A 25,206-nucleotide genomic window follows, 5' to 3' on the forward strand; every position below is an offset into this window, starting at 1 on the left:
GCCCCGGCTCGAGTCCGTCTCGATGGGAAGCACCCCGGATGCCGACTCGGTCGTCTTCGAAGTCTCAGGTAACGGCATTGTGGGCTGGTCGGGTCGGTTTGTGCAGGATCCCCGCACTTACATATCCGATAGCCCCACCGAGGTGGCTGGCAGTTGTATCTTGCAGCTGGATTTGACCGGTTTCGACCCGGTTGCAAAAGACCAGGAGACGGGTCCGCAGCGGTTGACTTCGGCGGAGACCTCCCCCGTTGTCGAAGCCCTCACTTTTCCTGCCGTCGATGGACTCTCGCAGACTTTTGTCGGAATGCGCGGGTCGACACCTACTGTGTCGATTGGGCCGTCCGTCATCGACAACGGAGCGGCAGTCGTAGCTTCTATCGCGCGCTGACTCTCGATCGTAGGGACGCTGTGAAGCCTGCAGCCGACCTCGTTTGCTCGCATCAGTACCGCTGCCTTCACCACAGACCAGCAGACTCCTGGACGGTCAGGCCGAATGGGCAGATTCCCGAAAAGTTGTATCTAACTACACCCGGTTTCTGCAACGCGTGGAATCGACGGAGGAATTCTCGGTATACAGCTGAGACGAAGACAATTGGTACCCAACAGGGCAACTGTTACCGCTGCTTACGCCATGGGTGGCTGCCAGTTGTCCTGACGCGCGTCCTCTCGGTACCAGAAGAAAAATGCCGAACCGATGATCGGCACAAGCCAAGCTGTCAGAATCGAAATCGCCGTACGCCGCGCAGTCAGAGGTGGCCCTGCAGCCGCGGACACATAGATAGCGAGACCGAACCAGAGACAAAACAGAAGCAATCCGATACCTATTCTCAAGAAGAAAGCGTCAAATTCAGCGCCGCAGACGCCAGCGTTCACGCACTCGCTGAAACCAGCTTCGGCCAGATATTTACTCACCGCCTCAGGCTAGCCCGCGCACATCGCTGCAGATGAGGACGAGCTCAGAAATCGGTTGTCGGCGCGGACATCGCGCGTCCGCCGCCGACGGCAATCGGCGTGAGATCCAAACTAAGAGAACGGATACCGTCGACGTGTCCGCCACACCTGGCAATCAACCTCATTCCCATGTCCCGTCATTCAACGCCAGTATAGAAGCCCCACCACGCCCGTCTGTGATCGTCGGAGGCATGCAGCCGAGGTGCCTAGCCGGTGGCGCTGTCGATCGAGTCGAGGAACGCGACGGACGCGGCCAATGGTGTGAAGCCGTCGGCCAGGATGCGTCGGCATCCATCGAGTTCGAAGTGGATATCGATGCCGACGTACTTGTCCCCGATATTGGACTGTGTGGTGGTGGTGGTCGTCCGCGATGTTGCTTGTTGACCGCAGGGGCCGGCCCCACATCAAGCGGCAGCGGGTGTACCGCACCCGCCTGCGGAGGCCGACGACCCCGGTCGATATGGCGTTCCGTCACGCAGCATTGCCCACAGCACGTTCGACCGTCGCCGTGCCAATGCCAGCACGGCCTGAGTGTGGCGTTTACCCTCAGCCCGCTTTCGTTCGTAGTAGGCCCTCGACTCGGAACAGCTTCGTACGCTGAGCTGGGCTGACAGATACGCGACTCGCAGCAGCCTCCGGTCATACCGGCGCGGGCGTCTGAGGTTTCCACTGATCCGGCCCGAGTCTCGCGGTGCAGGGGCAAGGCCGGCCACTGCGGCGAACCGGTCCGCGGTTCCGAAGACCGAGACGTCTCCACCGGTCGCGGCAACCAGCTCGGCACCAAGAAGAGGACCGATCCCCGGCATGGATTCGAGAATTTCAGACGTCGCGTGACGCTTGAACACGGCCTCGATAGTGCGGTCGAGGTCGGCCACCCGTCTCCCAAGGTCGAGTACGTCGGTGGCCATTGAGCTGACGACCTGTGCGGCCATGGCCTCCCCCGGCACCAGGATCGTCTGCGCTAGAGCCGCTTCCGTCGCCAGGGCCGCAAGGCCATTCGCGTTGTACGCCTTGCGCTTCCGCAACCACACTTCCAATTTCGCAGCACCGGTTGTGCGGATCGCGCCGGGGGTTTGATATCCGGTCAGCAGGATCAGCGCACCCTTCACGTTGCTGAGGTCGAGCGCGCGCTCCAATGCTGGGAAGTAGGTGCTCAGAAGTGCTCTGAGCCTGTTGAGCGATCGTGTGCGGTCCCGCATCAGATCAGTTCGGCGCGATGTCAGAATGCCGAGCTCGACCGCGATCTCGTCGTCCACTCGCATTGGTTGTAGGTCGCGGCGCATCCGCGCCTGGTCTGCGATGATCGCCGCGTCTTTAGCGTCAGTCTTGGCATCGCCGCGATACCCACCGGCAGCGTGGTGCACGATGCGGCCAGGGATGTACATCAGGGTTTGCTGACTTGCGGCGAGCATCGCCGTCAGAAGCGCAGCCCCACCCGAATTCAAGTCCACCGCCCAGACCACCTCGCCACCGTCGGCGATGTCGAGCACATCGTCGATCAGTGTCTTCAGGACCGCCTCGTCGTTCAGCACCCGACGGGACAGCAGTCGTGTTGCGTCGGTGTCGATTACCACCGCATGGTGGTGAGTTTTCCCTGCGTCGATTCCCACCCAGAGATATTGCACATGTACCCCTTGCCGTCGTCGAGTCGTTGGTACCTGGTGGACGACTGCCCCGTCGTGTCCTTAATCAGCGATCAGGTCGCGTCTCTCAATGAGCGGTCGAGTCGTCGAGGACACCAGGCGGCCATTCCCTTCCGGCCATCCGAACAGCGAAAAAAAGAGAGCCATACCCGATGTCCCCAGGCACTCTGAAACCTACTTCTCAGGTTCCGCGCTGCCCGGCAATGACGTTAAGGAAATCATGACCGGTAGCGGATTCGATCCTCACGACCTTCTCGAACAAAGCCGCATCGGCGTGCTTGCCACCGTGAAAGCCAGCGGACTTCCGCAGCTGTCCCCGGTGGCGGTTTTCTACGATCGAGCCGCCGGCACCATCTCGATCTCGGTCACCGACGGCCGAGCGAAAACGGTGAACTTGCGCCGAGATCCACGGGCTGCGCTGGAAGTGGCCAGCGCCGACAACAAGGCATGGGCAACGGCGGAAGGAGCCGTCACCCTCACCGGCCCGGGTACCTCACCGGACAGCCCCGAAATCGAGGCACTGGTCGACTATTACCGCGCCGTGGCCGGTGAGCACCCCGACTGGAACGAATACCGGGCAGCCATGGTTGCCGATCGACGAGTACTGGTGACCATCGCCGTGACACACGTCTATGGCCAGTCCATCGCCTGACCGCCCCTGTAAGTCCACTAGATGTGCCATTGACTGCCGAAAAGGCCACCGAAGGTCACATTGAGTGCACGAGCAAGCACGGTCAGGTGATCCGATACACGTCCAGTTCGGCCGAGCTCGGTAAGCGCTCGCCGCAGCCGACGAAGAGTTGTTCGGTCAGCCATGCGAGGCGGCTCGCGGCTGACGACAGTCTGGGTTGGCTGCGGAAGTAGATTCGATCGGCGGGGACAGGTTCTCCGCGTACGAGCGCGTCGATGTCCTCCTTGGTGCCACTGCGTATGCCCACGTTGTGTACAGAGATTCGTTCGCCGGCATCCGTCTCGAGTGCGTATCTGGCGTCGAGTTCGGTGAGTGTGTCGGAGCGAAGAATTTGGTGATCCGCTCCACCTGCGAGAACCCGGCCGCGCATCAGGGGGCCGTCGACGGTCCCGCCGAGGATCGGGACGATGCGACGGTGACCATCGCCTACCTGCCCGAGATCGATCGGTTCGCCCACCGTCACCGACAGATGCGCGACGAAGACGAGTTCGGGAGGCACGTCAGTTCGTTCTGTCCGCGAACCCGTCGGGCAGGTCTGCCGGCGCAACGGACACGATGGTCTCGTCGTCGACGCCGACGTTCTCGAACAGAGTGATCTTGGCGAATTCGGGGACGACGTAGATGGGGTAGGTCGGTCCGGCGTCACGGTACGTGCGCATCTCGTCGAGGTGATCGTTCTGGTAGAGAACGGTTTTCGTTCCGTCGAGTTCTATCCACTGTGGGAAGAAGATGGTGCCGTGCAAGCGGCGCTTGCCGGGTACGACGTTGACGACGACGGATGTTCCGGTGGGCTCGTTCCAGGAGATCTTGTAGACGTCGTCGTCGAGTTGTACGAGGTCGACTTCTTGGTTCTTGACCCATCGTCCTCCGACCATTCCGGTGTGGATGCGGTAGTCGATGGTCGTCGCGTTCTTGACGTACATCTCGTACTGCCAGTCGTTCGCATAGGTGTAAATGAAGCGGTGTCCGACGATGCCGCTGAGGTCTTGAGTCGGGATCGGGTTCTGGACTGTGGTGTTTTCGTTCATCAGGCCATTTTGTCACAAAACTATGTTTGCGGCAAAACTATCTGTGCGATCATCGAACGATGCACTCCACCGCAATCGAGCTCGGTCGGCAACTGGGACCACTGCGGCGTTCGTTGCTTCGCGCGACCCGAGAAGCCGCGCAACTACCCGACATCCCGGATTCGCACATCGAGGTCATGCGAGCCCTCACCGATAGGCCGTCGATGAGCCCCGGGGCCCTCGCCGCACACCTGAACCTCGCCCGATCCACCGTGAGCAACCTGATCAAAGCGATGGTCGACGCGGGACTCGTCGAAAGATCGATCTCATCCGGCGACCTGCGCAGTGCCACCCTGACAGCATCACCGAAGGCAGTGCACCTACTCGCCGAGTACGACGCGGTCAGCTCGCAGGTGCTCTCCGACGCCCTCGACGAACTGACACCGGACAATCGCCGAGCACTCTCAGCGGCAATCCCCGCATTGGCCGAGATCACTGCAATCTTGTCTCGCCGACCATCCTGACGACCCCGACGGGCATCCTGGAGTCCACTCGATGTGCCATTGACCCCCGAAAAGGCCACCAAATGTCACATTGAGTGCCGTCCAGATGCTCTCGAGGGGCGCGGACCGTGGAACAGTTGCAGCAGAACATCTCTGCACTCGATGTCGAATTCGACGAATCCCAGCTCGACAAACTAGAGGCGGTCAGTGCCATCGACATGGGGTTTCCGCACCAGTTTCTGATGCGTCCCATGGTGCGCGGCGTCACGACCGGCAACACCACCGTTCGTCCCCGCCCGATCAGGAAGTGGTGAACCGATGCGTCGACGGTAAGTCATGGGCTCGCCGTCGTCGACGAGGGTGAACCCTGCCCGCTCGAGCACGCGACGAGAGGCACCGTTTGCGTGATACACCTGCGCTGCCAATGGCAGATCGGCTGCATGGTCCAGTGCGTGAATCACCAGTTCGCCGGCACAGCCGTGACCCCAGTGGTCGGGATGCACCCAATAGCCGACCTCGTGGTGATCGGATCGGCGAACGAGGCTGAGTAAACCGACGGGCTGTGAATCCTCGGTTGTGCCGATGAACCACCTCGGTAGGTCCGGCTCGTGGCTGCCCGTCGCACTCAGGGCCTGTGCGAAGCGCCGATCGAAATACTCTCTACTCCAGGGCTTTCTGCTTCCCACCCAGCGGACCACCTCGGGATCGGATGCCATGGAGAACAGGAAGTCGGCGTCGGACCGGACAGCGGGTCGCAGTAGAACCCCCGTCACAACTCTCTGACCTGGGAGGTTCTGTCGCCGCCTGCATCTCCGGTGTTGACGGTGCCCGATCGCTCGAACAGCAGAGCAGACACTTCCTCGTCGGCTTTCGGGCAGTGCTCGACGCCTGCCGGGACGACGAAGACGTCACCGGGCCCGAGAACGACGTCGCGGTCGCGAAATTGGATGGTGAGTTCACCGTTCTGGACGAAGAACATCTCATCGGTGTCCGGGTGCGTGTGCCAGACGAACTCGCCGAGCAGCTTGACTACTTTGACGTCGTAATCGTTGATGCTCACGAGTCGGTGGGGTTGCCAGGGCTTGTCGATCTTGTTCAGTGCGTCGACGACGTTGCGTACTTCGACGTCCCTGCCGCTGGTCATGGGTTCTGCCCTTCATCGTCGGTCGAGTTCGGGTCTCTCGGATTCTACGGCGACGCCACAGGACACGGAGAAGCGCAATGCCGCCGTGACGTTCTGGTCTACGGCCACATGCACAGTGGCTGCTCGTCAGGCCCGACGCGATGCGTAAGGTGTGGACGCTCGTCGGGCTCTCGCTCGGTCTCGTCGGCTACCTGCTGTGGGAGAACCGCCCGCAGCGGATCAATTACGCACTCGTCGCGGACGATTCGGCGCAAATCTTTTGACTACGGACCTGGACGATTCTGCCCGTATTCGACGCGTTCCTCGGGCCCTCGATCGCAGTACCCGTCAGCCAATATCGGCGCACCCGACCATCACCAATGCCAGGCGTCGCCTCCGACGTTCTGGATTGTTCGCTGCAGCACTTCGATGGTGGTGACGTAATCGTCTCGACGGATGCCGTGCATACGTTCGTCCTGCAGCATCTGCTGAATGTCCGCTGCCTGCCGGAACTTTTCGGCACCTGTCGGCGTGAACTTCACTCGTGAATCCGATTCGACGATCCAGCCTTTGGCGGTCGCGGAATCGATTGCGTCGACGATGGCTTCCGGGGTGTCGTTGTGGCCGATTTTCTCGATCGTTGCTTCGCGCTCGGCTCCCACAGGATGCAGCGAGATCTGATGCAGGAGCCACCATTCGGGTTGACTGACGCCGATCTCGCGGAGCGCAGCCCGAATTCGTGTTCGTATCGCCTCGCCGGCGCGCGCAGTCCAAAATCCGATGGGCTGTAACTCGGGTGGTTGCATGGGCTTCTGTGTCGTCATGAAGACGACAGTAGAACCTCGAGTGGACTTCAGGTCAAGAGTGAAGTCGCCCTATTCGTCCGTGCGCAGTTCGTCGACCAACGCGAAGAGTCGTCCCAGGTAGTCGCTGTGGAAGACCTCCGTCGCGCGGATTTTGGCGTCTCCGTCGAGGCCGAATTCAAGGTTGACGAGTTCGACCCCGATGGCGACGCGTCGAGCATCGAGATGTTCGAGCTCCGCGGCGAGAGCGTCGACCTTGGCAACCGGAGACACTTCGTCGGTCATCCCCGAATCGTAATAACTCATACTGGAATTCTTACCCGACTGCGGCGAGGAATTCGCTGTAGAACAACCCGAGTCCCAGCGCCGACGCGATGGCCGCGAAGAGCCACAACCGGATGATGACCGTCGTTTCGGCCCAGCCGGCCAACTCGAAGTGGTGGTGAATCGGTGCCATTCGGAACGGCCGCTTGCCGGTGGTCTTGAACGAGGCGACCTGGATGACGACGGAGGAAGTTTCGGCGACGAAGAGGGCACCGAAGACGACGGCGATCAGCTCGGTCTTGCTCACGATCGACAGTCCTGCAAGCAGTCCGCCGAGGGCGAGGGAACCGGTATCGCCCATGAAGATCTTGGCGGGAGCTGCGTTCCACCAGAGGAATCCGATGCAGGCTCCCGCAGCTGCGGCGCAGACGACTGCGAGGTCGAGTGGGTCGCGGACCTGGTAGCACCCGGCAACGGAGTTGGTCGCGCACGATTGCCGGTACTGCCAGAACGTCATCACCGTGTACGCACCGAGGACGAGGGTCATCGAACCCGCCGCCAAACCGTCGAGCCCGTCGGTGAGGTTGACGGCATTGGACCATGCGATGACGAGGAACACACAGAACAGCACGAACACGATCGGAGCCATCGTGAAGAACGTGGACTGGCGTACCAGCGAGAGTTCGAGATTGCTCGGAGTCAGCCCGTTCCCGTTGCGGAACTGCAGCGCCAGGACTGCGAAGATCACCGCGGCAGTGATCTGTCCGACGTACTTGCCGGTCGCTTTGAGGCCGAGGCTTCGTTTCATGCGGAGCTTGATGTAGTCGTCGAGAAAACCGACGCCGCCGAGCGCAGTGGCGAGGCCGAGGATCAGCAGTGCAGACGCCGACGGCCCGTCACCACCCATCGACACGAGATGGGAGCCGAGGTAGCCGGCCCACAGACCGACGATGATCGCGACGCCGCCCATCGTCGGCGTTCCCCGCTTGGCTTGGTGACTTGCCGGGCCTTCGACGCGAATCTCCTGGCCGAAACCCTGCCTAGTGAACAGCGCGATGAGAAATGGCGTCAACAAAATCGAGACCGCCAGCGCGATACCACCGGCAACGAGAATGTTGATCATGCGTTGAAGCCCACTCTTCCTTTGTGCTGCTGTGCTCACCCAGTGCTACCGAGCACCGCGGAATACTGTGCCAAACGAATCGCCAAAAGTCGCATTGCGTGACGAAGGTGTTATTCACAGTTGATACGTACCGGGTGGTACGCCGACGAGCTCGGTGAACTCGCGAGTGAAGTGCGCCTGGTCGAACCAGCCGTATCGCGCCGCGAGGTCTGCCAGCGGACCCGAGTAGCCGTTATCGAGCTCACTCAGTGCGTCGTGAATTCGATACCGTCCGAGAACCCACTTGGGCGTCGCACCGACGTAGCGCTCGAACAGCCGCTGTAATCGACGTGTCCCGACACCGCATCGCTGTTCCACCTGTGCGACGCGAATCAGTGTTCGATCGGTCAGCATGGCGGCGATGATGTCGAGCACGGCGTCGTACTCCGGATCCACCTCTCGGGCGTAGGGCGCGAGAACCGCGTCGACGACGGTTCGGCACTGATCCGGTTCCAGATGACCGCCCAGCTCGGCCAATGCATCGACGGTGTCGACGCGAAAGGGAGTGGGTTCGGCCACCGGGACGTCGCGCAGGGTTCGTGCCACGGTTCCGGTGAAGGCCGCGTAGCCGCCCGGCCGGAACTTGACTCCGAATACCCAACCGGACTCGGCGAGCTCGACGTCGAAGCGGCGTGTGAGCACTCCTGTCACGACCACCGGTTCGACGACGCCTTCTCGGGTCCGGCCGTGTTCGACGCTCAGCGTGCAGGCCGGGTGCGGAAGCGTCGAGCTGCGATGGCAGGTGCCGGACGGTAGATCCCACTGCAGTAGCCAGTAGTTCTCGACCCACGGTTCCAACGACCGCGAGCAGGGCAACCGCTGGAGTTCGACGTGCTGTGCCAGCTGGTCGGGTCGCAGGACGCCGGCCTGGGTGGCTGTCGCGTTTTTCCTATCCGGCACGCGCGTCAGTGTAGGAGTCTGGTCCGACAACACCGAGAGTTCGACAACACCGAGAGTTCGACAACACCGAGGAGGAGACACACCATGACCGAGACACCCGTGGCCACGCTGAAGATGGTCACCCTGGACTGTGCAGACCCCGAGGCCAGCGCGAGCTTCTGGTCGTCGCTGCTGGGCTGGAGCGTCGTACATGCGGAGAAGGACTACGCGATGCTGCAGGGTCCGAGCAGTGCGCTCGGATTCGGTCGAGTCGACGACTACCAGCCGGCGCCATGGCCGAATGCTCACGGCAGCAAGCAGTTTCACTTCGACCTAGCGGTCGAGGATCTCGACTCCGCGGCGACGGCAGCCGTGGAGCTGGGTGCGACGCTGCCCGATGAGCAGCCGGGTGAGACGTGGCGAGTGCTGCTCGACCCAGCTGGCCATCCGTTCTGCCTGACGAATGCCGCCAACTGGGGTTGATCGGTCTAACCTCTTCGTTGTGAAACCGCGCCTGGCAGGAATCGAAATCATCGTCGCCGATATGGCCGCAGCTCTGGCGTTCTACCGAGTTCTGGGACTGGACATTCCAGCGGACGCCGATGCCGAGCAGCACGTGGAGGTGGACCTCGGTGGTGTTCGGCTGTTGTTCGACCTGCCGTCGACCATCACCTCGTTCGACCCGACGTGGACGCCGCCCAGCGGTGGCCACCGTGTTGCTCTCGCGTTCGACTGTGGGACGGCGGATGGGGTCGACGCGGCATGGACGGCCGTGACCGAGGCCGGGTTCACCGGGCACCTGGCACCCTGGGATGCGTTCTGGGGACAGCGTTATGCCGTCGTGCACGATCCCGACGGCGCCACCGTCGATCTGTACGCGAACGCCTGAGGGGTCAATTCGCCGGTGCGATGATCTGAATCAGGTTGCCGCAGGTGTCGTCGAACACCGCTGTGATCACCGGACCCATCTCGGTCGGTTGCTGGGTGAATCGAACGCCATGCTCGATCAGCCGATCGTATTCTGAGGCAACGTTGTCCACCGCGAACTGAGTGAACGGGATGCCGTCGGCGAACAGCGCATTCTTGAACGGTCCGGTAGCGGGATGACCACTGGGTTCCAGCAGCAACTCGGTGCTCTCCGGTTCCTGCGGCGAGACGACGGTGAGCCAGCGATCCGTCCCACCCATGGCGATGTCGTGCTTGACGACGAAGCCCAGTACCTCGGTGTAGAACTTCCGTGCCTTGTCCTGATCGTCGACGAAGACGTTGGTGATGTTGATTCTCATGTCGTTCCTTCACCTGTCGGTCCGCCTGCCAGCTCGACGGCGACGTCGAGGTGGCCGAGGTGGCGGGCGTATTCCTGGAGTACATGGAAGCAGATCCAGATCAGCGTCGGCTGCTCCTCGGTGAATCGTCCACCCAGGGTGGCCAGTTCGTCCATCCGATGTAAGCGCAGTACCTCGTCGGTGCGGCGGGCACCGTCGTCGAGCCTCGCCAGCAGGGTCTCGGCGTCGATGTCGGCCGATACGTGCCAGCGGCCGTCCTGGTGGTCTCCCCACGGGGCGTCGACGGCCCTGCCGAGGAATCCCCAGACGAACCAGCGCTGTTCCATGTGCACCAGATGGGTCAGCATCTGCAGCGGAGTCCACTCCGACGGGACGGCGGAGGTGGTCAGGGTATCGCCGCTCAACGCTGTGATTCGTCGAACCAGCTCGTTGCGGTAGAAGCGCAGATACTCGCGAAACAGATGCGCGGGATCGGAGAGCGCCGAGTTCGGCTCGGGAAATGTCGTCAGATCGGCCATGGTTTCCCTATTCGTCGCGCACTGAGGGTTGCACTCTCATTCGCTACGGCGCTTCTCGCGGCCGATGCGGCGCTGCTCTTCGGCGCGGGCGCGGCAACGGCGCAGGAACTCCTCGCCACTTTCCTGCGACTGAGCGGCGACAAGGCCGTGCTCGGCGTCGTATTCGGGGTATGCCGACGCAGTCCGTGGTGCTCCGCCCCCACCCCAGATGCTGCTGCCGTCGGGTCGTCCGACGAGGAGCCACGCGAGGGACCCGGCAAGCGGCAAGACGATGACCAGCAGCAACCACACAATTTTCGGTAGGTAGCGGATGCTCGAGTCATCGGCGGTGATGACGTCGATCAGGCAGAAGATGCCCAGCAGCATGATCAACAGGCCGAGGTACGGCACGGAATTCCTCCAGGGTTGTCAGACCATGCGGTCGGTCATTCGCGACTATCAGATCACTCGTTGTACCGTCGATCAAGCTTTCTGCGGCGCGGGTTCAGCCGAACACCAGCAGCGCCGCCAGCGTCAGCATCATGACGCCGATCCCGAGGTCGAGGATTCGCCAGGCCGTTGGTCTCGCGAACAGCGGACTGAGCACGCGTGATCCGTAGCCGAGCGCGGTGAACCAGACGACACTGGCGAGTACGGCACCGAGCGCGAACCACCACCGCAGTTCGCCCGGCTGACGGTTTCCGATCGAGCCGAGGAACACCACGGTGTCGAGGTAGACGTGCGGATTGAGCCAGGTCAGTGCCAGGCACGTGGCGAGGGCAGCGATCAGCGAGCCGCCTCCGGTCATTTCGGCCGCCATGGCAGCGGGATTGCGGGCACGGTTCAGCGCCATCAATCCGTAGACGAGCAGAAACAGTGCGCCGAGCACGGTCACGACACGTAGAGCGACGGGGAAGCGATCGACGAGGACGCCGATTCCTGCCACCCCGGCGAGGATGAGCACCGCGTCGGAGAGAGCGCACACCGCCACCACCGGCAGCACGTGGGTGCGTTGCAGGCCCTTGCGCAGCACGAACGCGTTCTGCGCACCGATCGCGACGATGAGGGACAGTCCGACGCCCAAGCCGGTGAGGGTCGATTGTGCGGCGGCAAGCGAGGTCATGACCGCAACGCTAGAACCACTGGGAGATTAGGGCCAGCGAATGTATTTCAGTATCGATTAGCGTACCTTCATATTGTGGAGATCGAGCAGCTCAGAGCCTTGAGGGCAGTGGTCGACGGTGGAACCTTCGAGGCTGCGGCCCGCGCGCTGCACGTGACGCCGTCGGCGGTGAGCCAGCGGATCAAGTCGCTCGAGCAGTCGTTGGGCCGAACCCTCGTCCAGCGCAGCAAACCGGTGGTGGCTACCCAGTCCGGTGTTGCAGTACTTCGTCTGGCGCGCCAGATCGACACCTTGACCGACCAGGCTCGAGCCGAACTGAACGACGACGGCATCGCCGCACCCATCTCCCTTGCGGTCAACGCAGATTCGATGGCGACCTGGGTGTTGCCTGCGCTCGCCCCACTGACCGATACGACGACCTTCGACCTGCATCGGCAGGATCAGGATCGCACCGCTCAACTGCTGCACGATGGGATCGTCTCCGCGGCAATAACTTCGGTGGCAGACCCGGTGCGTGGCTGCACAGTTCGACGCCTCGGTGCAATGCGCTACCGGCCGTCTGCGACCCCGGAATTCATCGAACGATGGTTCGCTGCAGGGGTGACGGCCGACGCATTGCGCGCGGCGCCGGTAGTCGTCTTCGATGCCGACGACCGATTACAGGACATCTACTTACAGCGTTCAGGCGTCGATCCCCACGAACCACCGAGGCATCTGGTGCCGGCGTCGGCGGACTATGCGCGGGCCGTGGATCTAGGTTTCGGATGGGGAATGATTCCGGATCTTCAGGCACGCGACTCGCTGAAGTGTTTCGACGACAACGGAATCGACGACGTGCTGCTGTACTGGCAGCAGTGGTCGCTGTCGTCACCTGCACTCCAGCGTGCGGCTGATGCGGTCGCCGCAGGTGCTGAGGCAATGCTGTTGTAGTCGATAAATCGCTGTACCGCTGCATGTTCCGTTGCTAGTTTGTGTCGATGACCATTCGCTATCACGTCACATCGGTGCTCAATCGCGAGTCGATTCAGATGCACGGACTCGACTGGCGTCGAATGGGTGCCGCTCGCGGTATTGCCGGCAGCAGGCGTCCCGAGCAGGAAGGCTGCTTCTTGGCGGCCTCGGAGTGGGAACGTGACTGGTTCGTGGGCATGAACAACACCGGTGGTCCGGTGGACGTCTGGGAAGTCAGCGGTGTCGACGACAGTGACCTCCGGGAGTCGCCGGAGTACTTATTTTTCCTTCCCGGTGTCATTCCGGCATCGCAGATTCGTCTGTCGCAGAGGGATATCGAGCCCGAGCGCTAGAGCCTGCTCAGCACCCGATCCATGGCTTCCACTGCCTGGGTCAGTTCGGCTTCGGTGATGGTCAGTGCCGGCCGGAATCGCACTGCCGCGTCGCCGCAGCCGAGGGCCAGCACGTGTTCCTCGGTGCGCAACAGGTCGATCACTCGGTCGCGGGTGGAGGCGTCGGGCAGGGAGAAGGCGCACATCAGACCGCGTCCTCGTACCTCGGAGACCGTCGTGTGTCGAGTTGCCAACTCCTGCAACATCGTCAGCAACGATGTGCCCAGCTCACCTGCGCGGTCGATGAGCTTCTCCGATTCGACCACTTCCAGGATTCGACGCGAGCGCACCATGTCGGTGAGGTTGCCGCCCCACGTCGAGTTGATGCGGGAGCTGACGGCGAAGGCATTGTCCGCGACCTCGTCGACGCGACCGCCGGCCATGACGCCGCAGACCTGAACCTTCTTGCCGAAGGCGACGACATCCGGGACGACGCCCAGCTGTTGGAAAGCCCATGCGGTGCCCGTCATTCCGGCTCCGGTCTGTACTTCGTCCAGGACCAACAAGGCGTCGAACTCGTGGCAGAGTTCGCGCAGCTTCTGCAGGAAGCGGGGACGGAAGTGGTGATCGCCGCCCTCACCCTGGATGGGTTCGATGATGGCGCAGGCGATGTCGTGTGGGTTGGCCTCGAAGGCCAGCCGGGCGGCAGCCAACGACGCGTCCTCGAGTTCGTCCATGTTCGCGTCGGACCGGATGAACGGCGAGGGAATTCGGGGCCAGTCGAACTTCGGGAAGCGTGCGACCTTGTTCGGGTCGGTGTTGGTGAGGGACATCGTGTAGCCGGACCGACCGTGGAACGCGTGCTCGAAGTGCATGACCTGCGAGCCCAGAGACGGATCCAGGCCGTGGCTTTCGTTCCATCGCGACTTCCAGTCGAACGCAACCTTCAACGCGTTCTCCACCGCCAGCGCGCCACCCTCGACGAAGAACAGGTGGGGGAGCCGATCGTCACCCAGGACCCGGGCGAACGTGTCGACGAATCGAGCCATCGGAACGGTGTAGATGTCGGAGTTGCTCGGCTTGTTCATCGCCGCCTGCATCAGATCGGCCCGGAACTCCGGGTCGTCGATCAGGGCCGGATGGTTCATGCCCAGCGCGTTGGACGCAAAGAACGTGAACAGGTCCAGGTACCGGGTGCCGTTCCTGGCGTCGACCAGGGTGGATCCGGCCGAGGCATCGAGGTCGAGGACCAGCTCGAAACCGTCGGCCAGCAGGTGCTTCCCGATCACGTCGCGGACCGTGTGGGCACCGATGGATTCTGCTGCGCACTGTAATACTTGCGTCATAAGGTCGAAGATACGCGTTAATATTCCGTAAGCAAGTCGATATGACAGGAAATATTACGGTCCTCACCATCATCGGTAGGCTCATCTCCGACGGTTCGGTTCTCAGCACGGAAGGTGTACGCGCATGTCTGTATCCATCACCCACGACGAGTTGAGTGTGCGCACTCGCGCCATCCTCGACCGGTTGGGTGCGACGATTGCGCTCGACGCCCCCGCGGGACCGGACGCGATCATCGCTCGTTCGCCGATCACCGGCGGGAACCTGGCGTCGTTGACCTGTGCATCGGCCGAGGACGTCGACGGTGTCATCGCCGACGCGCACACCGCGTTCGTGTCGTGGTCGCAGGTGCCTGCCCCGGCCCGGGGACAGGTGATCCGAGAACTCGGCGAGCTGCTGCGAGTACACAAGGAGGACCTGGGCGCGCTGGTGTCCATCGAGGCCGGAAAGATCGTCTCGGAGGGGCTCGGTGAAGTGCAGGAGATGATCGACATCTGCGACTTCGCCGTCGGCCTCTCGCGTCAGCTGTACGGCAACACGATTGCCACCGAGCGCCCCGGGCATCGCATGATGGAGCAGTGGCACCCCCTCGGTGTCGTCGGCGTCATCACGGCCTTCAATTTCCCCGTTGCCGTGTGGAGTTGGAATACCGCTCTTGCGCTCGTCGCGGGAGACACCGTCATCTGGAAGCCGTCGGAGAAGACTCCACTGACCGCCGTCGGAGTGCAGGCACTGTTCGAGCGTGCTGCTGCGGCTGTGGGGGTGGACCCCAAGATCGCTCAGTTGCTGATCGGCGACCGCGCGTCCGGCGAAGCCTTGGTGGACGATTCGCGGGTTGCACTGGTATCGGCAACCGGTTCGACGAGAATGGGCCGGGCCGTGGCGCCTCGGGTTGCCGGACGATTCGGCCGGGTGTTGCTCGAGCTGGGCGGAAACAACGCCGCGATCGTGACGCCGTCGGCCGACCTCGATCTGACGACGCGTGGACTGGTGTTCTCGGCGGCCGGCACGGCCGGTCAGCGCTGCACATCGCTGCGACGCGTCATCGTGCATTCCTCGGTCGCGGACGAACTGGTCGACAAGCTGGTCTCTACCTACCAGACGCTCTCGATCGGATCTCCCCTGGCCAGTGACACTTTGGTGGGCCCGCTCATCGATGCCACCGCGTTCGCGGGGTACCAGAAGGCGCTCGAGGCCGCGGTGTCCGACGGCGGAACCGTCGTGGTCGGCGGCGAGCGGGTGAACGTGGTGGATGAGTACTCGTTCTACGTTCAGCCCGCGATCGTGACGATGCCTACGCAGACCGACATCGTCAAGCACGAGACGTTCGCTCCCATCATGTACGTGTTGACGTACGACACCCTCGACCAGGCAATCGCACTGCACAACGATGTGCCGCAGGGTCTTTCGTCGTCGATCTTCACCATGGACCTCCGTGAGGCGGAGCGCTTCCTGTCCGCTGCCGGCTCGGACTGCGGTATCGCCAACGTCAACATCGGCCCCTCCGGCGCGGAAATCGGCGGGGCATTCGGCGGCGAGAAGGAGACCGGTGGCGGCCGTGAATCCGGTTCGGACGCATGGAAGGCCTACATGCGTCGAGCGACGAACACGGTCAACTACTCCAACGAACTGCCCCTGGCGCAGGGAGTGAAATTCGGCTGACGGCATGATCGGCAGTATGAAACTTCTGTCGATGCTCTTGGCCGGTCTCACCGTCGGCTATTCGATCAGTGTGATGGCACTGCGAGAGCCGCTCCTGTACAACGATTTCGGCTTCGGTGCGTCGGCAATTCTCGACGGTGTGGTGGTGCTCGCCATCGCAGCAGCGGTCAGTGCAGTGGTGTTGGCCCGCTCGGGTGGACGAGCCACCCTGTGGATCGCGGTGGCGGCGCTGCTGGTGATCGTTTTCGAGTCTCTCGGTATGGCGTCGGGATTGCTGGGCGATTGGGCAGCGGCGCTGAGCGTTGGAGTGCTGCTCGGTGCGTCGGCGATCCTGACGGCATCCCATCGCGGGGCGCAGGCGGTCCTGGCGCTCGGAATCCTCGCCGCCGCTCGGGTGGGGGCCGAGCTCGGAACGCTCCTGACGAGCTCGTCCGGGCCCCAGTTCGCCTGGGAGGTCGTCGGGCCCGAGGATGCGGTGGTGCCCCAGAGGGCAGCCATGGCGGTTGCCCTGGCTGTTCTCGCCGCGATATTTCTCGTTGCCGGATATCGAACCTCGTCGGTTGCAACCTCGCAGGCGAGCACTCGCACTCTCGCGGTCGGTGTCGCATTGCCACTAGTGGCCGGCGGATTCGGTTGGTGGACCACCGAATATCGCGACAGCAGCCTCGTATGGTTCCTCGCGCTCGCCGGGCTCACCGTCGCGGCGCTCGTTGCTGCCTGGCTCCTACCGAAACGCGACGGCTCGCTGATCCTCGTGTTGTTCGCTTCGTGGGCGGGCGGGGTGGGCACCCTCGACGTCATCGACAAGTCCTACGCCTCGCTCGGATTCACGGTGCTGTTGCTGGCCGCAGGCGGGTTGATTGCCTACCGCTTCCCGCAGATCTACCTCGGACTTCTCGCGCTCCTGGTGGTCGCGGCCGCGAACCTCGCGCAGACTTTTCTCGGTGATCTCCCCGCCTCGCTCGCGCTGTGGGCGGTGCCGTTGGTTGCCGGTTACGTCGTGGTCTGCGCCCTGCCCACGGCTCCCACCTCGCTGGCCATCGGCATGACTGTCCCGTTCACCATGCCGCTGACGGTAACGGTCTATCTGGTGAGCTCCGGAGCGCCGATGCCGTGGGCGGGCGACGACATTCTCGGCGGTTCACAGCCGAACGACACCGCCCTGGCCGTCGGTGGCCTCGTCGTGCTCTCGGTCTGCGCGGCCGGGGTGTGGTTGCTGCGTCGCAGATAGCGGCTCGCCCGAAACGCCCGACCGGTCTGGGCACCGTGGCCGTAGCCTGCAGGTGATGTCCGATGACAGCGGGAACACAGGTCTGCCCGACGATGTCTCCGACGCGACATTGGGGTTCTTGCTCGCCGTTTCGATGTTCTTGCCTTCGTTTTTCGGCGCGACGCTCATCACCGACGCGCTTCTGGGCTGGGTGGGTCTGCCGTTGTCCCCGCTGTTGTGGCTGATCGTGGCTGTACCGCTGGCGATAGTCATGGTGCATGTGGAGGACCGAGTCCAGAATTGTTCTGATTGGGAACGACTCGAGGGGTTCTGGTACAGCGGCGGCGTCGGCGCGCTGACTATTCCGCCCCTGGCGCTTGCGCTGCTTGCACCGCTTCCGGCGCTGACCGGTCTCGACCGTGGCGGACCGTCGATGGTGGTGTTCGTGGCTCTCGTGCTTCTGATCGTGGGCATCGTGGTCCGGGGGAAGCTGCGCGGCACGGCCTGAGTCCCGCCGCACTCTCGATGTGAAAACACACGAGCCCGCCCACCCGATGACTGCGGTGGACGGGCTCGTGAGCGTTCTGCGTAGTGGACTATCCCGCAGGTACAACCTCGGTGGTGGTCGGAACCACGGTCTCGGATGCCGTCGCAGCAGCCGTTTCGGTCGTGGTGACACAGACCGGCGGTGCTCCCTCGACGGGGGTCTCACCCTCGACGGGAATTGTGCACTCGGGCGTCGTCACCGTCTCGGTGGCCGGAGCCTCGGTTGCCGGAGCCTCGGTAGCGGGTGCCGGCGCGGCCGGGAGTACCGGCGTCACGACGGGGCTGGTGGTGACGGGGCTGGTGGTGACCGGGCTCGAGGTGACAGGTGCAGTCGTCGTGGCCGTCGGCGTTGCCGAGGTGGTTGTCACGGACGCCGTGATCGCTTGGACCGCCGCACGTCCCGCCTTCTCCTGCACCTCCTTGGTCTTCACCGGTTCACCTTTGTTGGCCTCCTCCAACAGCTCCGTCAACCAGGCTCCGGCGTACTGAGCCGAGGTCAAGGGCTTGCCGTTGGCCACGTCCGCGTCACGCCAATAATCGAAGTGGTGTCCCGAGCCTGGCCCGAGGGTCAGTCCGTAGGGGTCGTTCATCACAACTGCGACGGTGTTCTGGTTGGAGGAAAGAAAGCCGGTGATCTCGCGGAAGATCTTCTGCGGCAGATACACCATGTCCACCATCTGACCGGTTTCGATCGGTTCCTGCTCGCCGTCGACCTCGGCCGAGACGGGAGTAGTGACGGTGCCGGGCTTGTAGTTGGGCTCGGACACCTTGATCAGCACGTCGAGGAATGTTTCGTCGCTTTGCATCCAGTTGGGCTGCGAAGCAATGTCGTTGAAGGCATTGACTGCGATGCGGCCCAAGGCGAGAGCCAGATCCGCTCCAGTGGCGGGAGTCAAATTGTCTTTTTCCAACGCATCGGCGTTGACCTGTCGGCCGAGGTTGGCAGCGAGGTGAAGCAGCGACGTGTTCTCCGGCAGGGCGCAGGTGAGGTCACCCTCGGAGCAGAAGGACGCAACTCGGCCGTCGAGTGCGCCGAAGCCGCCCGAGGTTCCGGGCAACGCGCCCTGGCCGGAGACTGCAGAGCTGCCGTTCTGGTACTTGGTGTCGAAGCCGTCGGGATTGCCGAACGGATTGTCGGCACCGGGGAACGGTCCCTCTCCTGCGACGCGGCCGGCGTCGGCGAGGATAACCACACCGACGACCTGGGATGGATCGACGATTCCGTATTGGCCGTCGGCATCGGCGACCTGGTTGCCGACCTCCATGGCTGTGCGGCGAGCGACGTCCGCGCCTTCGCTGTAGCCGACGATGGCGAAGCGAGTCTTGGGGCAGGACGCCGTGATCGACTTCATGATGGTCTGGGAGTTCGTGACGCCGGTCTGCACGGCGTTCTCGTAGCTCGCCATGTCGGCCGGGTACTCGACGTAGACAGCCGCGTAGGAGTCCGGAACGACGTTGCCGTTGTTGGGAGCTCGCACAACCTGGTCGATCCAGTCGCTGGAGTAGTCACCGGACATCGCGGCAGGCAATCGCTCGCCGTCGGGCGTGGTGAGCCACTTGACGCCCTCGCGGGGAGTGTCGCCGCGGCCGCCGATCGCGATGCTGACCATGTCGTAGCACGTTGCCGTCGAGACCAGTTCGATGGAGGCTTCGGTGCTGGTGGTCGACGTCGACCAGGGTGCGGCGACGACAACCCCGGCGCCGAGTGCTCCGATTGCGAAAGCGCTCAACGCAACGCGCGCTCGCTTCGACTTGCCAACATTCATGTATTCGATCCCCATCGCTCACGGCCCGACACCGATTTTCCCGACTGCAGTTGCCAGTGGGCTACCCGGCATTTCGTCCGCGGGTTCGTTCGCGTTACAAAGCTATTGATTCACCGTCCTGCGCATGACTTTCGACGCACGAATGACATCGATGAAATTCACACTGGACCGGAGCCCGTGAGGTGACCCGTTACAGCTGGCCGATGATCCGGGACTACCGAATAGATACCCTGGGGGGGTAGGGTAGCTATCATGAACCTCGCACGGCAGGACCTCGACGCACCCACCGGTGGGCGGGCCACGAGCCAGGAAACCGAACTGATTCTCGGCGGCATGACCTGTGCGTCCTGCGCAAATCGCATCGAACGCAAACTGAACAAGCTCGACGGGGTCTCGGCCACGGTCAACTACGCCACCGAGAAGGCGCGTGTCACCAGTGCCGGCGTGGCCACCGAGGATCTGATCGCCGCCGTCGAAGCCGCCGGATACACCGCGTCGTTGCCGGCCGCCGAACCCGCCGAGGTCGAACAGGCCGTCGATCCGCTGAAACAGAGACTGATCGTCTCGGCAGTGCTCAGCCTGCCGGTGATCGCGATGGCCATGATCCCGGCATTGCAGTTCACCAACTGGCAGTGGCTGTCGCTGACGCTCGCGGCTCCCGTCGTCGTGTGGGGAGCATTGCCGTTCCACCGCGCCGCCTGGACCAATCTGCGACACGGCACCTCGACCATGGACACCCTCGTCAGTATGGGAACCCTCGCGGCGTTGGGGTGGTCGCTGTACGCACTGTTCTTCGGAACTGCAGGTATGCCCGGCATGACGCATCCGTTCGAGTTCACGATCGCGCGGAGCGATGGGGCGAGCAACATCTACCTCGAAGCCGCGGCAGGCGTCACCACCTTCATCCTGGCCGGTCGCTGGTTCGAGAGCCGATCCAAGCGCCAGGCCGGGGCGGCGCTCCGCGCCCTGATGGACCTCGGGGCGAAGACCGTCTCATTGCTCGAAAATGATCGGGAACAGGAGATTCCAGTCGATCGGCTGGCCGTCGGCGATCTGTTCGTCGTTCGCCCGGGTGAGAAGATCGCCACCGACGGAACCGTCGAGAGTGGATCCACGGCCGTCGACCGATCGATGCTGACGGGCGAATCCGTACCCGAGGAGGTCGGCGTCGGCGACGCGGTGGTCGGTGCAACCATGAACGTCGGCGGTCGAATCACGGTGCGGGCGAGCAGAGTCGGCGCGGATACGCAGCTCGCGCAGATGGCGAAGGCGGTGGAGGACGCGCAGACCGGGAAGGCGCAGGCGCAGCGATTGGCCGATCGCATCTCCGGGATCTTCGTGCCGATCGTCATCGCAGTCTCCGTCGCCACACTCGGATTCTGGCTTCTCACAGGCAATTCCGGTGCTGCCGCGTTCACCGCTGCGGTCGCGGTCCTCATCATCGCGTGCCCCTGCGCGCTCGGACTGGCCACGCCCACCGCGCTGATGGTCGGCACCGGACGGGCCGCACAACTCGGGATTCTGATCAAGGGCCCCGAAATTCTCGAATCCACCCGTCGCATCGATACCGTCGTGCTGGACAAGACCGGCACCGTGACCACAGGCGATATGACACTGCATTCGGTGTACGTGGCCGACGGAGAGGACGAGGACACGGTCCGCGCCGTTGCTGCTGCTCTCGAGTCGGGTTCGGAACATCCGATCGCGCGGGCCATCGCGGGAGCGAATCCATCGCTGACGGTCGACGACTTCGCCAGCCTCGAGGGGCTCGGGGTGCAGGGCACCGTGGACGGTCGGGCCGCGCTCATCGGCCGTCGTTCGCTGCTCGTCGATCGATCGATGCCCCTGCCGGCGGAACTCGCCGATGCCTTCGACGCCGCCGAAGCCCAGGGACGCACCGCCGTCGCCCTCGGGTGGGACGGCTCGGCTCGCGGCGTGCTGGTGGTGTCGGATTCGGTGAAGCCGAGCTCGAAGCAGGCCATCGAAGAACTCCGGGCACTGGGCCTGACGCCCGTCATGCTGACCGGAGACAACGAGGCAGCTGCTCGCACGATTGCCGCCGAGGTAGGAATCGACCAGGTGATCGCAGGTGTGTTGCCGTCGGGCAAGGTCGACGTCGTCCGTGAACTGCAGGCGTCGGGCAAGGTCGTGGCGATGGTGGGCGACGGCATCAACGACGCGGCCGCGCTGGCCACGGCCGATCTGGGGCTCTCGATGGGCACCGGTACGGATGTCGCGATCGAGGCCGGCGACCTGACGCTGGTGCGCGGAGACCTGCGGGCCGTCGGCGATGCCATTCGGCTCTCGCGCCGCACCCTGAGCACCATCAAGGGCAACTTGTTCTGGGCCTTCGCCTACAACGTCGCTGCGATACCGCTGGCCGCTGCGGGCCTGCTCAACCCCATGCTCGCCGGTGCCGCGATGGCGCTCTCCTCGGTGTTCGTGGTGAGCAACAGCCTTCGACTGCGCAGATTCCGATCCTCGATGTGACTCGTCGGTAGCAGCGAGCGGCTCGCTAGTACAGGATGGAGACATGTCCGACGTACACGATGTCCCCATCCGCGACGAATCGATCAGGCTGGGCCAATTCCTCAAGCTCGCCAATCTCATCGAATCGGGTGCCGAAGCCAAGGGCGTCATCGCCGACGGTGTGGTGAGCGTCAACGGGGACGTCGATCTGCGGCGCGGACGGCAGTTGCACCACGGTGACGTCGTATCGGTCCAGGGTGGGCCCTCGGCCCGCGTAAGCAAGGAAGAGGCATTGTGAAGGTCGGTAAGAGTGGACTGCCGCGCAACGAAGTTCCCGGAGCATTCGACGTCGGCGCGAAGGCCTACGACCGACTCGTCGGAGCGAACCCCGGCTATCACGAACACCTGCTCGCGTCGGCCAAGCGCCTACGGATCCCGGATCTCGGTGCCGGCCTGCGCCTGCTCGACATCGGTTGCGGTACGGGTGCATCCACTGCCGCTCTACTCGAGGCCGCCCCGCATGCCGAGATCGTCGCCGCCGACGCGTCCGCCGAAATGCTCGAGGTTGCTCGTAGCAAGGACTGGCCGTCGAACGTCACGTTCGTGCACTCACGCGTCGAGGATCTGGCGGTCAACGGCGTCGACGGACCGTTCGACGCGATCCTGGCTGCGTACCTCATCAGAAATGTCGACGAGCCCGATACCGAGCTGAAATCGCTTCTGGCGCTGTTGCGTCGGGGCTCGACGATCGCATTTCACGAGTATTCGGTACACGATTCGCTCCGGGCCAGGATCTCCTGGAACGTGGTCAGCTGGGGCATCATCATTCCGCTGGGCTGGCTCGCCACGCGCGACGCCACCCTGTACCGCCACCTGTGGCGGAGCGTCGTCACCTTCGACGGCGCATCGGCGTTCATGCGGCGGATGCAGCGCGCGGGCTACACCGGCGTCGCCAGAGAAACGATGACCGGATGGCAGAACGGTGTGGTGCACACCTTCCTCGGCTCTCGTCCCGCGGAGGAAGAGCGTTGACCGACGCCAAGAAAGTCACCCACGCTGCACCACAGGGATATTCCGATGCGGGTCAGTTGGCGGACGTGCCGCACGTGGTGGTCGTCGGCGGTGGTATCGCTGGCCTGAGCGCCGCGACCGCACTGGCCGAGCGCGGCGTGAAGGTACATCTGGTCGAGCGCGAAAGCTACCTCGGTGGCCGCGTCGGCGGGTGGGATACGACGCTCGAAGACGGTTCACCCGCGACGATGAGCCGCGGATTTCACGCGTTCTTCCGGCAGTACTACAACCTGCGAAATCTGTTGCGTCGCACCGATCCCGAGTTGGCCAGGTTGCGTCCGGTCGACGACTATCCACTGATCGACGGTGATGGCAGGATCGACGGATTCAAAGGACTGCCGGAGACACCACCGCTGAACGCATTCGCATTCGTCAAGCGCAGTCCCACGTTCCGTTGGAAGGATCTCACCGATCTCAACGGTATCGCCGCCCTGCCGTTGATGACGGTGAGTGTGCCCAAGACGTTCGAGGAGCTCGACACCACCCCGGCCGCAGAGTTCCTGCGCAACATCAACTTTCCCGAGGCCGCTCGGCACTTGGCGTTCGGCGTGTTCTCGCGTAGCTTCTTCGCCGATCCCGAGAAGATGTCAGCAGCCGAGCTGGCGATGATGTTCCACATCTACTTCCTCGGCTCCTCCGAGGGGCTGATCTTCGATGTTCCACGCGACGCATACCCGCAGGCACTGTGGGATCCGTTGGGGGACTATCTCACCGGCCTCGGCGTCGATATCAGGACTTCCACGCCGTGTGGTGAGATCACCCGCGGCGGTCTGCGCAAGTTCCGCGTCGACGCGGGCGGCATCATCGATGCCGACGCCGTGGTACTCGCCACCGACATCGCCGGACTGCAACGGGTGCTCGAACAGTCACCTGAGCTCGGCACGTCCGATTGGCGCAAACAGGTTGCTGCGCTGCAGAACACACCCCCGTTCCTGGTCCACCGAGTCTGGTTGAGCAAGCCGGTGAACGCCGATAGACCCGCCTTCATCGGCACCGGCGGCATGCCCCCGATCGACAACATCAGTGTGCTCGAAAGATTCGAGGACGAGGCGGCGCAATGGGCCGCGCGCACCGGCGGCTCCGTCGTCGAACTACACGCCTATGCCGCCGAGGAGTCGGAGGAGGTCACCCGTGCGCAGCTGATGGATCGGATGCACGAGATCTACCCGGAAACTGCTGACGCAGAGGTGATCGCCGAGCGATCCGAGTGGCGCGACGACTGCCCCATGTTCGGCCTCGGTGCCTTTGCCGAACGCCCCACCGTCCGCACCCCGGAGCCGGCGTTGGTACTGGCCGGCGACGGCATCCGCATCGACCTGCCGGTGGCTCTGATGGAACGCGCGGCCACCACCGGATTGCAGGCTGCGAACACGTTGCTGTCGAGCTGGGGCATCGCCGGCCACGACATCGAAACAGTGCCGACAAGTGGACGATTCAAGATGTTCGACGCGATCGAGAAGCTCCTCAACAGGTGAGTGGTGATCTGCGGATCGAGGTCGATGATCTCACCCGTCCCGCGGTGCAGTCGATGCTGACCGAGCATCTCGCGGACATGCACGCGACCTCGCCTGCCGAGAGCGTGCATGCCCTCGATTCATCCGGTTTACGCGGAGCGGATATCTGCGTGTGGACGGCGTGGGAGGCGGGCAGGCTGTTGGGAATTGCTGCGCTGAAGGAACTCACGGCTTTTCACGGTGAGCTGAAGTCGATGCGTACGGCCGCTTCGGCCCGCGGTCGCGGCATTGCTTCGACGTTGCTCACTCACGCTCTGGGCGAGGCGCGTCGACGCGGTCATCTGCGGGTGAGCTTGGAAACGGGGACCCAGGACTACTTCGCGGCCGCCCGCCGGCTGTACGTCCGGCACGGATTCGTCGAAGTACCGCCGTTCGGTGACTACGTGGTGGATCCGTCGAGCACTTTCTA

At 63.5% G+C, this 25,206-nt stretch carries 32 protein-coding genes and 1 pseudogene; 17 read left to right on the forward strand and 16 right to left on the reverse strand.

Annotation, left to right across the window (positions count from 1 at the left end):
• Positions 1-388: AMIN-like domain-containing (lipo)protein (locus tag RHODMAR_RS28920; protein WP_008711749.1), on the forward strand; the 388-nt coding region annotated here is incomplete at its 5' end.
• A gap of 236 nt (positions 389-624) precedes the next feature.
• Here the strand turns inward: RHODMAR_RS28920 and RHODMAR_RS04515 are convergent.
• Both RHODMAR_RS04515 and RHODMAR_RS04520 read right to left on the reverse strand, forming a co-directional pair.
• Positions 625-912, reverse strand: coding sequence for a hypothetical protein (locus tag RHODMAR_RS04515; RefSeq protein WP_157225980.1), 288 nt, complete (start codon positions 910-912; stop codon positions 625-627).
• 443 nt (positions 913-1,355) lie between these two features.
• The gene (locus RHODMAR_RS04520) at positions 1,356-2,576 is read right to left on the reverse strand and encodes an IS110 family transposase (protein WP_008711751.1); all 1,221 of its coding nucleotides are present in this window, start codon (positions 2,574-2,576) and stop codon (positions 1,356-1,358) included.
• A 238-nt stretch (positions 2,577-2,814) separates the two neighbouring features.
• On the opposite strand from RHODMAR_RS04520, the gene RHODMAR_RS04525 reads away from it, so the two are divergent.
• Positions 2,815-3,246 carry a PPOX class F420-dependent oxidoreductase gene (locus RHODMAR_RS04525; protein ID WP_008711753.1) on the forward strand — a complete coding sequence of 144 codons (432 nt, stop codon included), beginning with the start codon at positions 2,815-2,817 and terminating at the stop codon, positions 3,244-3,246.
• An 82-nt stretch (positions 3,247-3,328) separates the two neighbouring features.
• Here the strand turns inward: RHODMAR_RS04525 and RHODMAR_RS04530 are convergent, their stop codons facing one another.
• Complete coding sequence (locus RHODMAR_RS04530) at positions 3,329-3,784, reverse strand: DUF3237 domain-containing protein (RefSeq protein WP_008711755.1); 456 nt, start codon at positions 3,782-3,784, stop codon at positions 3,329-3,331.
• 1 nt (position 3,785) lies between these two features.
• Positions 3,786-4,313, reverse strand: coding sequence for a phenolic acid decarboxylase (locus tag RHODMAR_RS04535; RefSeq protein WP_008711757.1), 528 nt, complete (start codon positions 4,311-4,313; stop codon positions 3,786-3,788).
• Between the two features lie 59 nt (positions 4,314-4,372).
• Between RHODMAR_RS04535 and RHODMAR_RS04540 the strand changes: the two genes are divergently transcribed.
• The gene (locus RHODMAR_RS04540) at positions 4,373-4,816 is read left to right on the forward strand and encodes a MarR family winged helix-turn-helix transcriptional regulator (RefSeq protein ID WP_008711761.1); all 444 of its coding nucleotides are present in this window, start codon (positions 4,373-4,375) and stop codon (positions 4,814-4,816) included.
• Between the two features lie 107 nt (positions 4,817-4,923).
• Positions 4,924-5,109 carry a hypothetical protein gene (locus RHODMAR_RS28925; RefSeq protein ID WP_042937988.1) on the forward strand — a complete coding sequence of 62 codons (186 nt, stop codon included), beginning with the start codon at positions 4,924-4,926 and terminating at the stop codon, positions 5,107-5,109.
• A 57-nt stretch (positions 5,110-5,166) separates the two neighbouring features.
• On the opposite strand, the pseudogene RHODMAR_RS29555 reads toward RHODMAR_RS28925, so the two are convergent.
• Positions 5,167-5,568 (reverse strand): annotated as a pseudogene (locus RHODMAR_RS29555) (GNAT family N-acetyltransferase); the annotation flags it as partial.
• A complete protein-coding gene (locus tag RHODMAR_RS04550; RefSeq protein WP_008711766.1) occupies positions 5,565-5,939 on the reverse strand; it encodes a cupin domain-containing protein in 375 nt (124 codons plus the stop codon). The gene RHODMAR_RS04550 and the pseudogene RHODMAR_RS29555, both read right to left, overlap by 4 nt.
• Positions 5,940-6,079: 140 nt before the next feature.
• Between RHODMAR_RS04550 and RHODMAR_RS29375 the strand changes: the two genes are divergently transcribed.
• Entirely contained in the window at positions 6,080-6,202 is a 123-nt protein-coding gene (locus RHODMAR_RS29375; RefSeq protein WP_269744617.1) for a hypothetical protein, read from the forward strand.
• A 90-nt stretch (positions 6,203-6,292) separates the two neighbouring features.
• Here RHODMAR_RS29375 and RHODMAR_RS04555 read toward each other — a convergent pair whose 3' ends face one another.
• From RHODMAR_RS04555 to RHODMAR_RS04570, 4 genes are all read right to left on the reverse strand, one after another.
• On the reverse strand, positions 6,293-6,742 hold the full coding sequence (locus tag RHODMAR_RS04555; RefSeq protein WP_042937989.1) for a MarR family winged helix-turn-helix transcriptional regulator: 450 nt from the start codon (positions 6,740-6,742) through the stop codon (positions 6,293-6,295).
• Positions 6,743-6,793: 51 nt separating this feature from the next.
• A complete protein-coding gene (locus RHODMAR_RS04560) occupies positions 6,794-7,006 on the reverse strand; it encodes an oxidoreductase (RefSeq protein ID WP_157225981.1) in 213 nt (70 codons plus the stop codon).
• Positions 7,007-7,037: 31 nt separating this feature from the next.
• A complete protein-coding gene (gene mraY / locus RHODMAR_RS04565) occupies positions 7,038-8,108 on the reverse strand; it encodes a phospho-N-acetylmuramoyl-pentapeptide-transferase (protein ID WP_008711773.1) in 1,071 nt (356 codons plus the stop codon).
• 114 nt (positions 8,109-8,222) lie between these two features.
• The gene (locus RHODMAR_RS04570; protein ID WP_232433577.1) at positions 8,223-9,047 is read right to left on the reverse strand and encodes a helix-turn-helix transcriptional regulator; all 825 of its coding nucleotides are present in this window, start codon (positions 9,045-9,047) and stop codon (positions 8,223-8,225) included.
• Positions 9,048-9,131: 84 nt separating this feature from the next.
• Between RHODMAR_RS04570 and RHODMAR_RS04575 the strand changes: the two genes are divergently transcribed.
• A complete protein-coding gene (locus tag RHODMAR_RS04575; protein ID WP_008711777.1) occupies positions 9,132-9,509 on the forward strand; it encodes a VOC family protein in 378 nt (125 codons plus the stop codon).
• Positions 9,510-9,528: 19 nt separating this feature from the next.
• Positions 9,529-9,915, forward strand: coding sequence for a VOC family protein (locus RHODMAR_RS04580; RefSeq protein WP_008711779.1), 387 nt, complete (start codon positions 9,529-9,531; stop codon positions 9,913-9,915).
• A gap of 4 nt (positions 9,916-9,919) precedes the next feature.
• Here the strand turns inward: RHODMAR_RS04580 and RHODMAR_RS04585 are convergent, their stop codons facing one another.
• The 4 genes from RHODMAR_RS04585 to RHODMAR_RS04600 all read right to left on the reverse strand — a co-directional run bounded on the left by RHODMAR_RS04585 (position 9,920) and on the right by RHODMAR_RS04600 (position 11,932).
• A complete protein-coding gene (locus RHODMAR_RS04585) occupies positions 9,920-10,312 on the reverse strand; it encodes a VOC family protein (RefSeq protein ID WP_008711780.1) in 393 nt (130 codons plus the stop codon).
• A complete protein-coding gene (locus RHODMAR_RS04590) occupies positions 10,309-10,830 on the reverse strand; it encodes a mycothiol transferase (RefSeq protein ID WP_008711783.1) in 522 nt (173 codons plus the stop codon). Before RHODMAR_RS04590 ends, RHODMAR_RS04585 begins: the two co-directional genes overlap by 4 nt.
• Before the next feature lie 36 nt (positions 10,831-10,866).
• Positions 10,867-11,220: a PLD nuclease N-terminal domain-containing protein gene (locus RHODMAR_RS04595; protein ID WP_008711784.1), complete on the reverse strand. Its 354-nt coding sequence runs from the start codon at positions 11,218-11,220 to the stop codon at positions 10,867-10,869.
• A gap of 94 nt (positions 11,221-11,314) precedes the next feature.
• Positions 11,315-11,932: a LysE/ArgO family amino acid transporter gene (locus RHODMAR_RS04600; protein ID WP_008711786.1), complete on the reverse strand. Its 618-nt coding sequence runs from the start codon at positions 11,930-11,932 to the stop codon at positions 11,315-11,317.
• Positions 11,933-12,007: 75 nt separating this feature from the next.
• Between RHODMAR_RS04600 and RHODMAR_RS04605 the strand changes: the two genes are divergently transcribed.
• Together RHODMAR_RS04605 and RHODMAR_RS04610 are read left to right on the forward strand one after the other, a co-directional pair.
• Positions 12,008-12,862 carry a LysR family transcriptional regulator ArgP gene (locus RHODMAR_RS04605; protein WP_442970027.1) on the forward strand — a complete coding sequence of 285 codons (855 nt, stop codon included), beginning with the start codon at positions 12,008-12,010 and terminating at the stop codon, positions 12,860-12,862.
• A gap of 47 nt (positions 12,863-12,909) precedes the next feature.
• The gene (locus tag RHODMAR_RS04610; RefSeq protein WP_008711789.1) at positions 12,910-13,236 is read left to right on the forward strand and encodes a hypothetical protein; all 327 of its coding nucleotides are present in this window, start codon (positions 12,910-12,912) and stop codon (positions 13,234-13,236) included.
• On the opposite strand, the gene lat is transcribed toward RHODMAR_RS04610, so the two are convergent.
• A complete protein-coding gene (lat, locus tag RHODMAR_RS04615; protein ID WP_008711791.1) occupies positions 13,233-14,561 on the reverse strand; it encodes an L-lysine 6-transaminase in 1,329 nt (442 codons plus the stop codon). The two genes, RHODMAR_RS04610 and lat, sit on opposite strands and share 4 nt — an antisense overlap.
• Positions 14,562-14,685: 124 nt before the next feature.
• Here lat and amaB point away from each other — a divergent pair, with 124 nt between their 5' ends.
• From amaB to RHODMAR_RS04630, 3 genes are read left to right on the forward strand one after another with little or no spacing between them, the layout of a single operon-like run.
• Complete coding sequence (gene amaB / locus RHODMAR_RS04620; protein ID WP_008711793.1) at positions 14,686-16,221, forward strand: L-piperidine-6-carboxylate dehydrogenase; 1,536 nt, start codon at positions 14,686-14,688, stop codon at positions 16,219-16,221.
• A 16-nt stretch (positions 16,222-16,237) separates the two neighbouring features.
• Entirely contained in the window at positions 16,238-17,452 is a 1,215-nt protein-coding gene (locus tag RHODMAR_RS04625) for a hypothetical protein (protein WP_157225982.1), read from the forward strand.
• A 55-nt stretch (positions 17,453-17,507) separates the two neighbouring features.
• The gene (locus tag RHODMAR_RS04630; RefSeq protein WP_008711796.1) at positions 17,508-17,939 is read left to right on the forward strand and encodes a hypothetical protein; all 432 of its coding nucleotides are present in this window, start codon (positions 17,508-17,510) and stop codon (positions 17,937-17,939) included.
• Positions 17,940-18,027: 88 nt separating this feature from the next.
• Here RHODMAR_RS04630 and RHODMAR_RS04635 read toward each other — a convergent pair whose 3' ends face one another.
• Entirely contained in the window at positions 18,028-19,758 is a 1,731-nt protein-coding gene (locus tag RHODMAR_RS04635) for a cutinase family protein (RefSeq protein ID WP_008711798.1), read from the reverse strand.
• Positions 19,759-19,995: 237 nt separating this feature from the next.
• Between RHODMAR_RS04635 and RHODMAR_RS04640 the strand changes: the two genes are divergently transcribed.
• The 5 genes from RHODMAR_RS04640 to RHODMAR_RS04660 all read left to right on the forward strand — a co-directional run.
• Positions 19,996-22,233, forward strand: coding sequence for a heavy metal translocating P-type ATPase (locus RHODMAR_RS04640; RefSeq protein WP_008711800.1), 2,238 nt, complete (start codon positions 19,996-19,998; stop codon positions 22,231-22,233).
• Between the two features lie 43 nt (positions 22,234-22,276).
• Complete coding sequence (locus RHODMAR_RS04645) at positions 22,277-22,510, forward strand: RNA-binding S4 domain-containing protein (RefSeq protein ID WP_008711802.1); 234 nt, start codon at positions 22,277-22,279, stop codon at positions 22,508-22,510.
• Positions 22,507-23,244 (forward strand): class I SAM-dependent methyltransferase, encoded by a 738-nt coding sequence (locus RHODMAR_RS04650; protein WP_008711804.1) that lies wholly within the window; start codon positions 22,507-22,509, stop codon positions 23,242-23,244. The genes RHODMAR_RS04645 and RHODMAR_RS04650 overlap by 4 nt, the downstream gene beginning before the upstream one ends.
• Positions 23,241-24,758, forward strand: a complete 1,518-nt coding sequence (locus tag RHODMAR_RS04655) for an NAD(P)/FAD-dependent oxidoreductase (RefSeq protein WP_008711806.1) — start codon at positions 23,241-23,243, stop codon at positions 24,756-24,758. The genes RHODMAR_RS04650 and RHODMAR_RS04655 overlap by 4 nt, the downstream gene beginning before the upstream one ends.
• The coding region (locus tag RHODMAR_RS04660; protein WP_008711808.1) for a GNAT family N-acetyltransferase at positions 24,755-25,206 on the forward strand (452 nt) is incomplete at its 3' end. The genes RHODMAR_RS04655 and RHODMAR_RS04660, both read left to right, overlap by 4 nt.

The sequence above is a fragment of the Rhodococcus sp. AW25M09 genome, from assembly GCF_000333955.1.
In the GTDB taxonomy this organism is placed as follows: domain Bacteria; phylum Actinomycetota; class Actinomycetes; order Mycobacteriales; family Mycobacteriaceae; genus Rhodococcoides.

Excerpts from the sequence above, each read along its gene's own strand:
- RHODMAR_RS04635 (WP_008711798.1), bottom strand. The coding sequence starts at position 19,758 with ATGGGGATCGAATACATGAATGTTGGCAAGTCGAAGCGAGCGCGCGTT.
- RHODMAR_RS29375 (WP_269744617.1), top strand. The coding sequence starts at position 6,080 with ATGCGTAAGGTGTGGACGCTCGTCGGGCTCTCGCTCGGTCTCGTCGGC.
- RHODMAR_RS04540 (WP_008711761.1), top strand. The coding sequence starts at position 4,373 with ATGCACTCCACCGCAATCGAGCTCGGTCGGCAACTGGGACCACTGCGG.
- RHODMAR_RS04590 (WP_008711783.1), bottom strand. The coding sequence starts at position 10,830 with ATGGCCGATCTGACGACATTTCCCGAGCCGAACTCGGCGCTCTCCGAT.
- RHODMAR_RS04640 (WP_008711800.1), top strand. The coding sequence starts at position 19,996 with ATGAACCTCGCACGGCAGGACCTCGACGCACCCACCGGTGGGCGGGCC.
- RHODMAR_RS04555 (WP_042937989.1), bottom strand. The coding sequence starts at position 6,742 with ATGACGACACAGAAGCCCATGCAACCACCCGAGTTACAGCCCATCGGA.
- RHODMAR_RS04585 (WP_008711780.1), bottom strand. The coding sequence starts at position 10,312 with ATGAGAATCAACATCACCAACGTCTTCGTCGACGATCAGGACAAGGCA.
- RHODMAR_RS04610 (WP_008711789.1), top strand. The coding sequence starts at position 12,910 with ATGACCATTCGCTATCACGTCACATCGGTGCTCAATCGCGAGTCGATT.
- RHODMAR_RS04535 (WP_008711757.1), bottom strand. The coding sequence starts at position 4,313 with ATGAACGAAAACACCACAGTCCAGAACCCGATCCCGACTCAAGACCTC.
- RHODMAR_RS04525 (WP_008711753.1), top strand. The coding sequence starts at position 2,815 with ATGACCGGTAGCGGATTCGATCCTCACGACCTTCTCGAACAAAGCCGC.
- RHODMAR_RS04630 (WP_008711796.1), top strand. The coding sequence starts at position 17,508 with ATGTCCGATGACAGCGGGAACACAGGTCTGCCCGACGATGTCTCCGAC.
- RHODMAR_RS04560 (WP_157225981.1), bottom strand. The coding sequence starts at position 7,006 with ATGACCGACGAAGTGTCTCCGGTTGCCAAGGTCGACGCTCTCGCCGCG.
- RHODMAR_RS04575 (WP_008711777.1), top strand. The coding sequence starts at position 9,132 with ATGACCGAGACACCCGTGGCCACGCTGAAGATGGTCACCCTGGACTGT.
- amaB (WP_008711793.1), top strand. The coding sequence starts at position 14,686 with ATGTCTGTATCCATCACCCACGACGAGTTGAGTGTGCGCACTCGCGCC.
- lat (WP_008711791.1), bottom strand. The coding sequence starts at position 14,561 with ATGACGCAAGTATTACAGTGCGCAGCAGAATCCATCGGTGCCCACACG.
- mraY (WP_008711773.1), bottom strand. The coding sequence starts at position 8,108 with ATGATCAACATTCTCGTTGCCGGTGGTATCGCGCTGGCGGTCTCGATT.
- RHODMAR_RS04550 (WP_008711766.1), bottom strand. The coding sequence starts at position 5,939 with ATGACCAGCGGCAGGGACGTCGAAGTACGCAACGTCGTCGACGCACTG.
- RHODMAR_RS04600 (WP_008711786.1), bottom strand. The coding sequence starts at position 11,932 with ATGACCTCGCTTGCCGCCGCACAATCGACCCTCACCGGCTTGGGCGTC.
- RHODMAR_RS04645 (WP_008711802.1), top strand. The coding sequence starts at position 22,277 with ATGTCCGACGTACACGATGTCCCCATCCGCGACGAATCGATCAGGCTG.
- RHODMAR_RS04625 (WP_157225982.1), top strand. The coding sequence starts at position 16,238 with ATGAAACTTCTGTCGATGCTCTTGGCCGGTCTCACCGTCGGCTATTCG.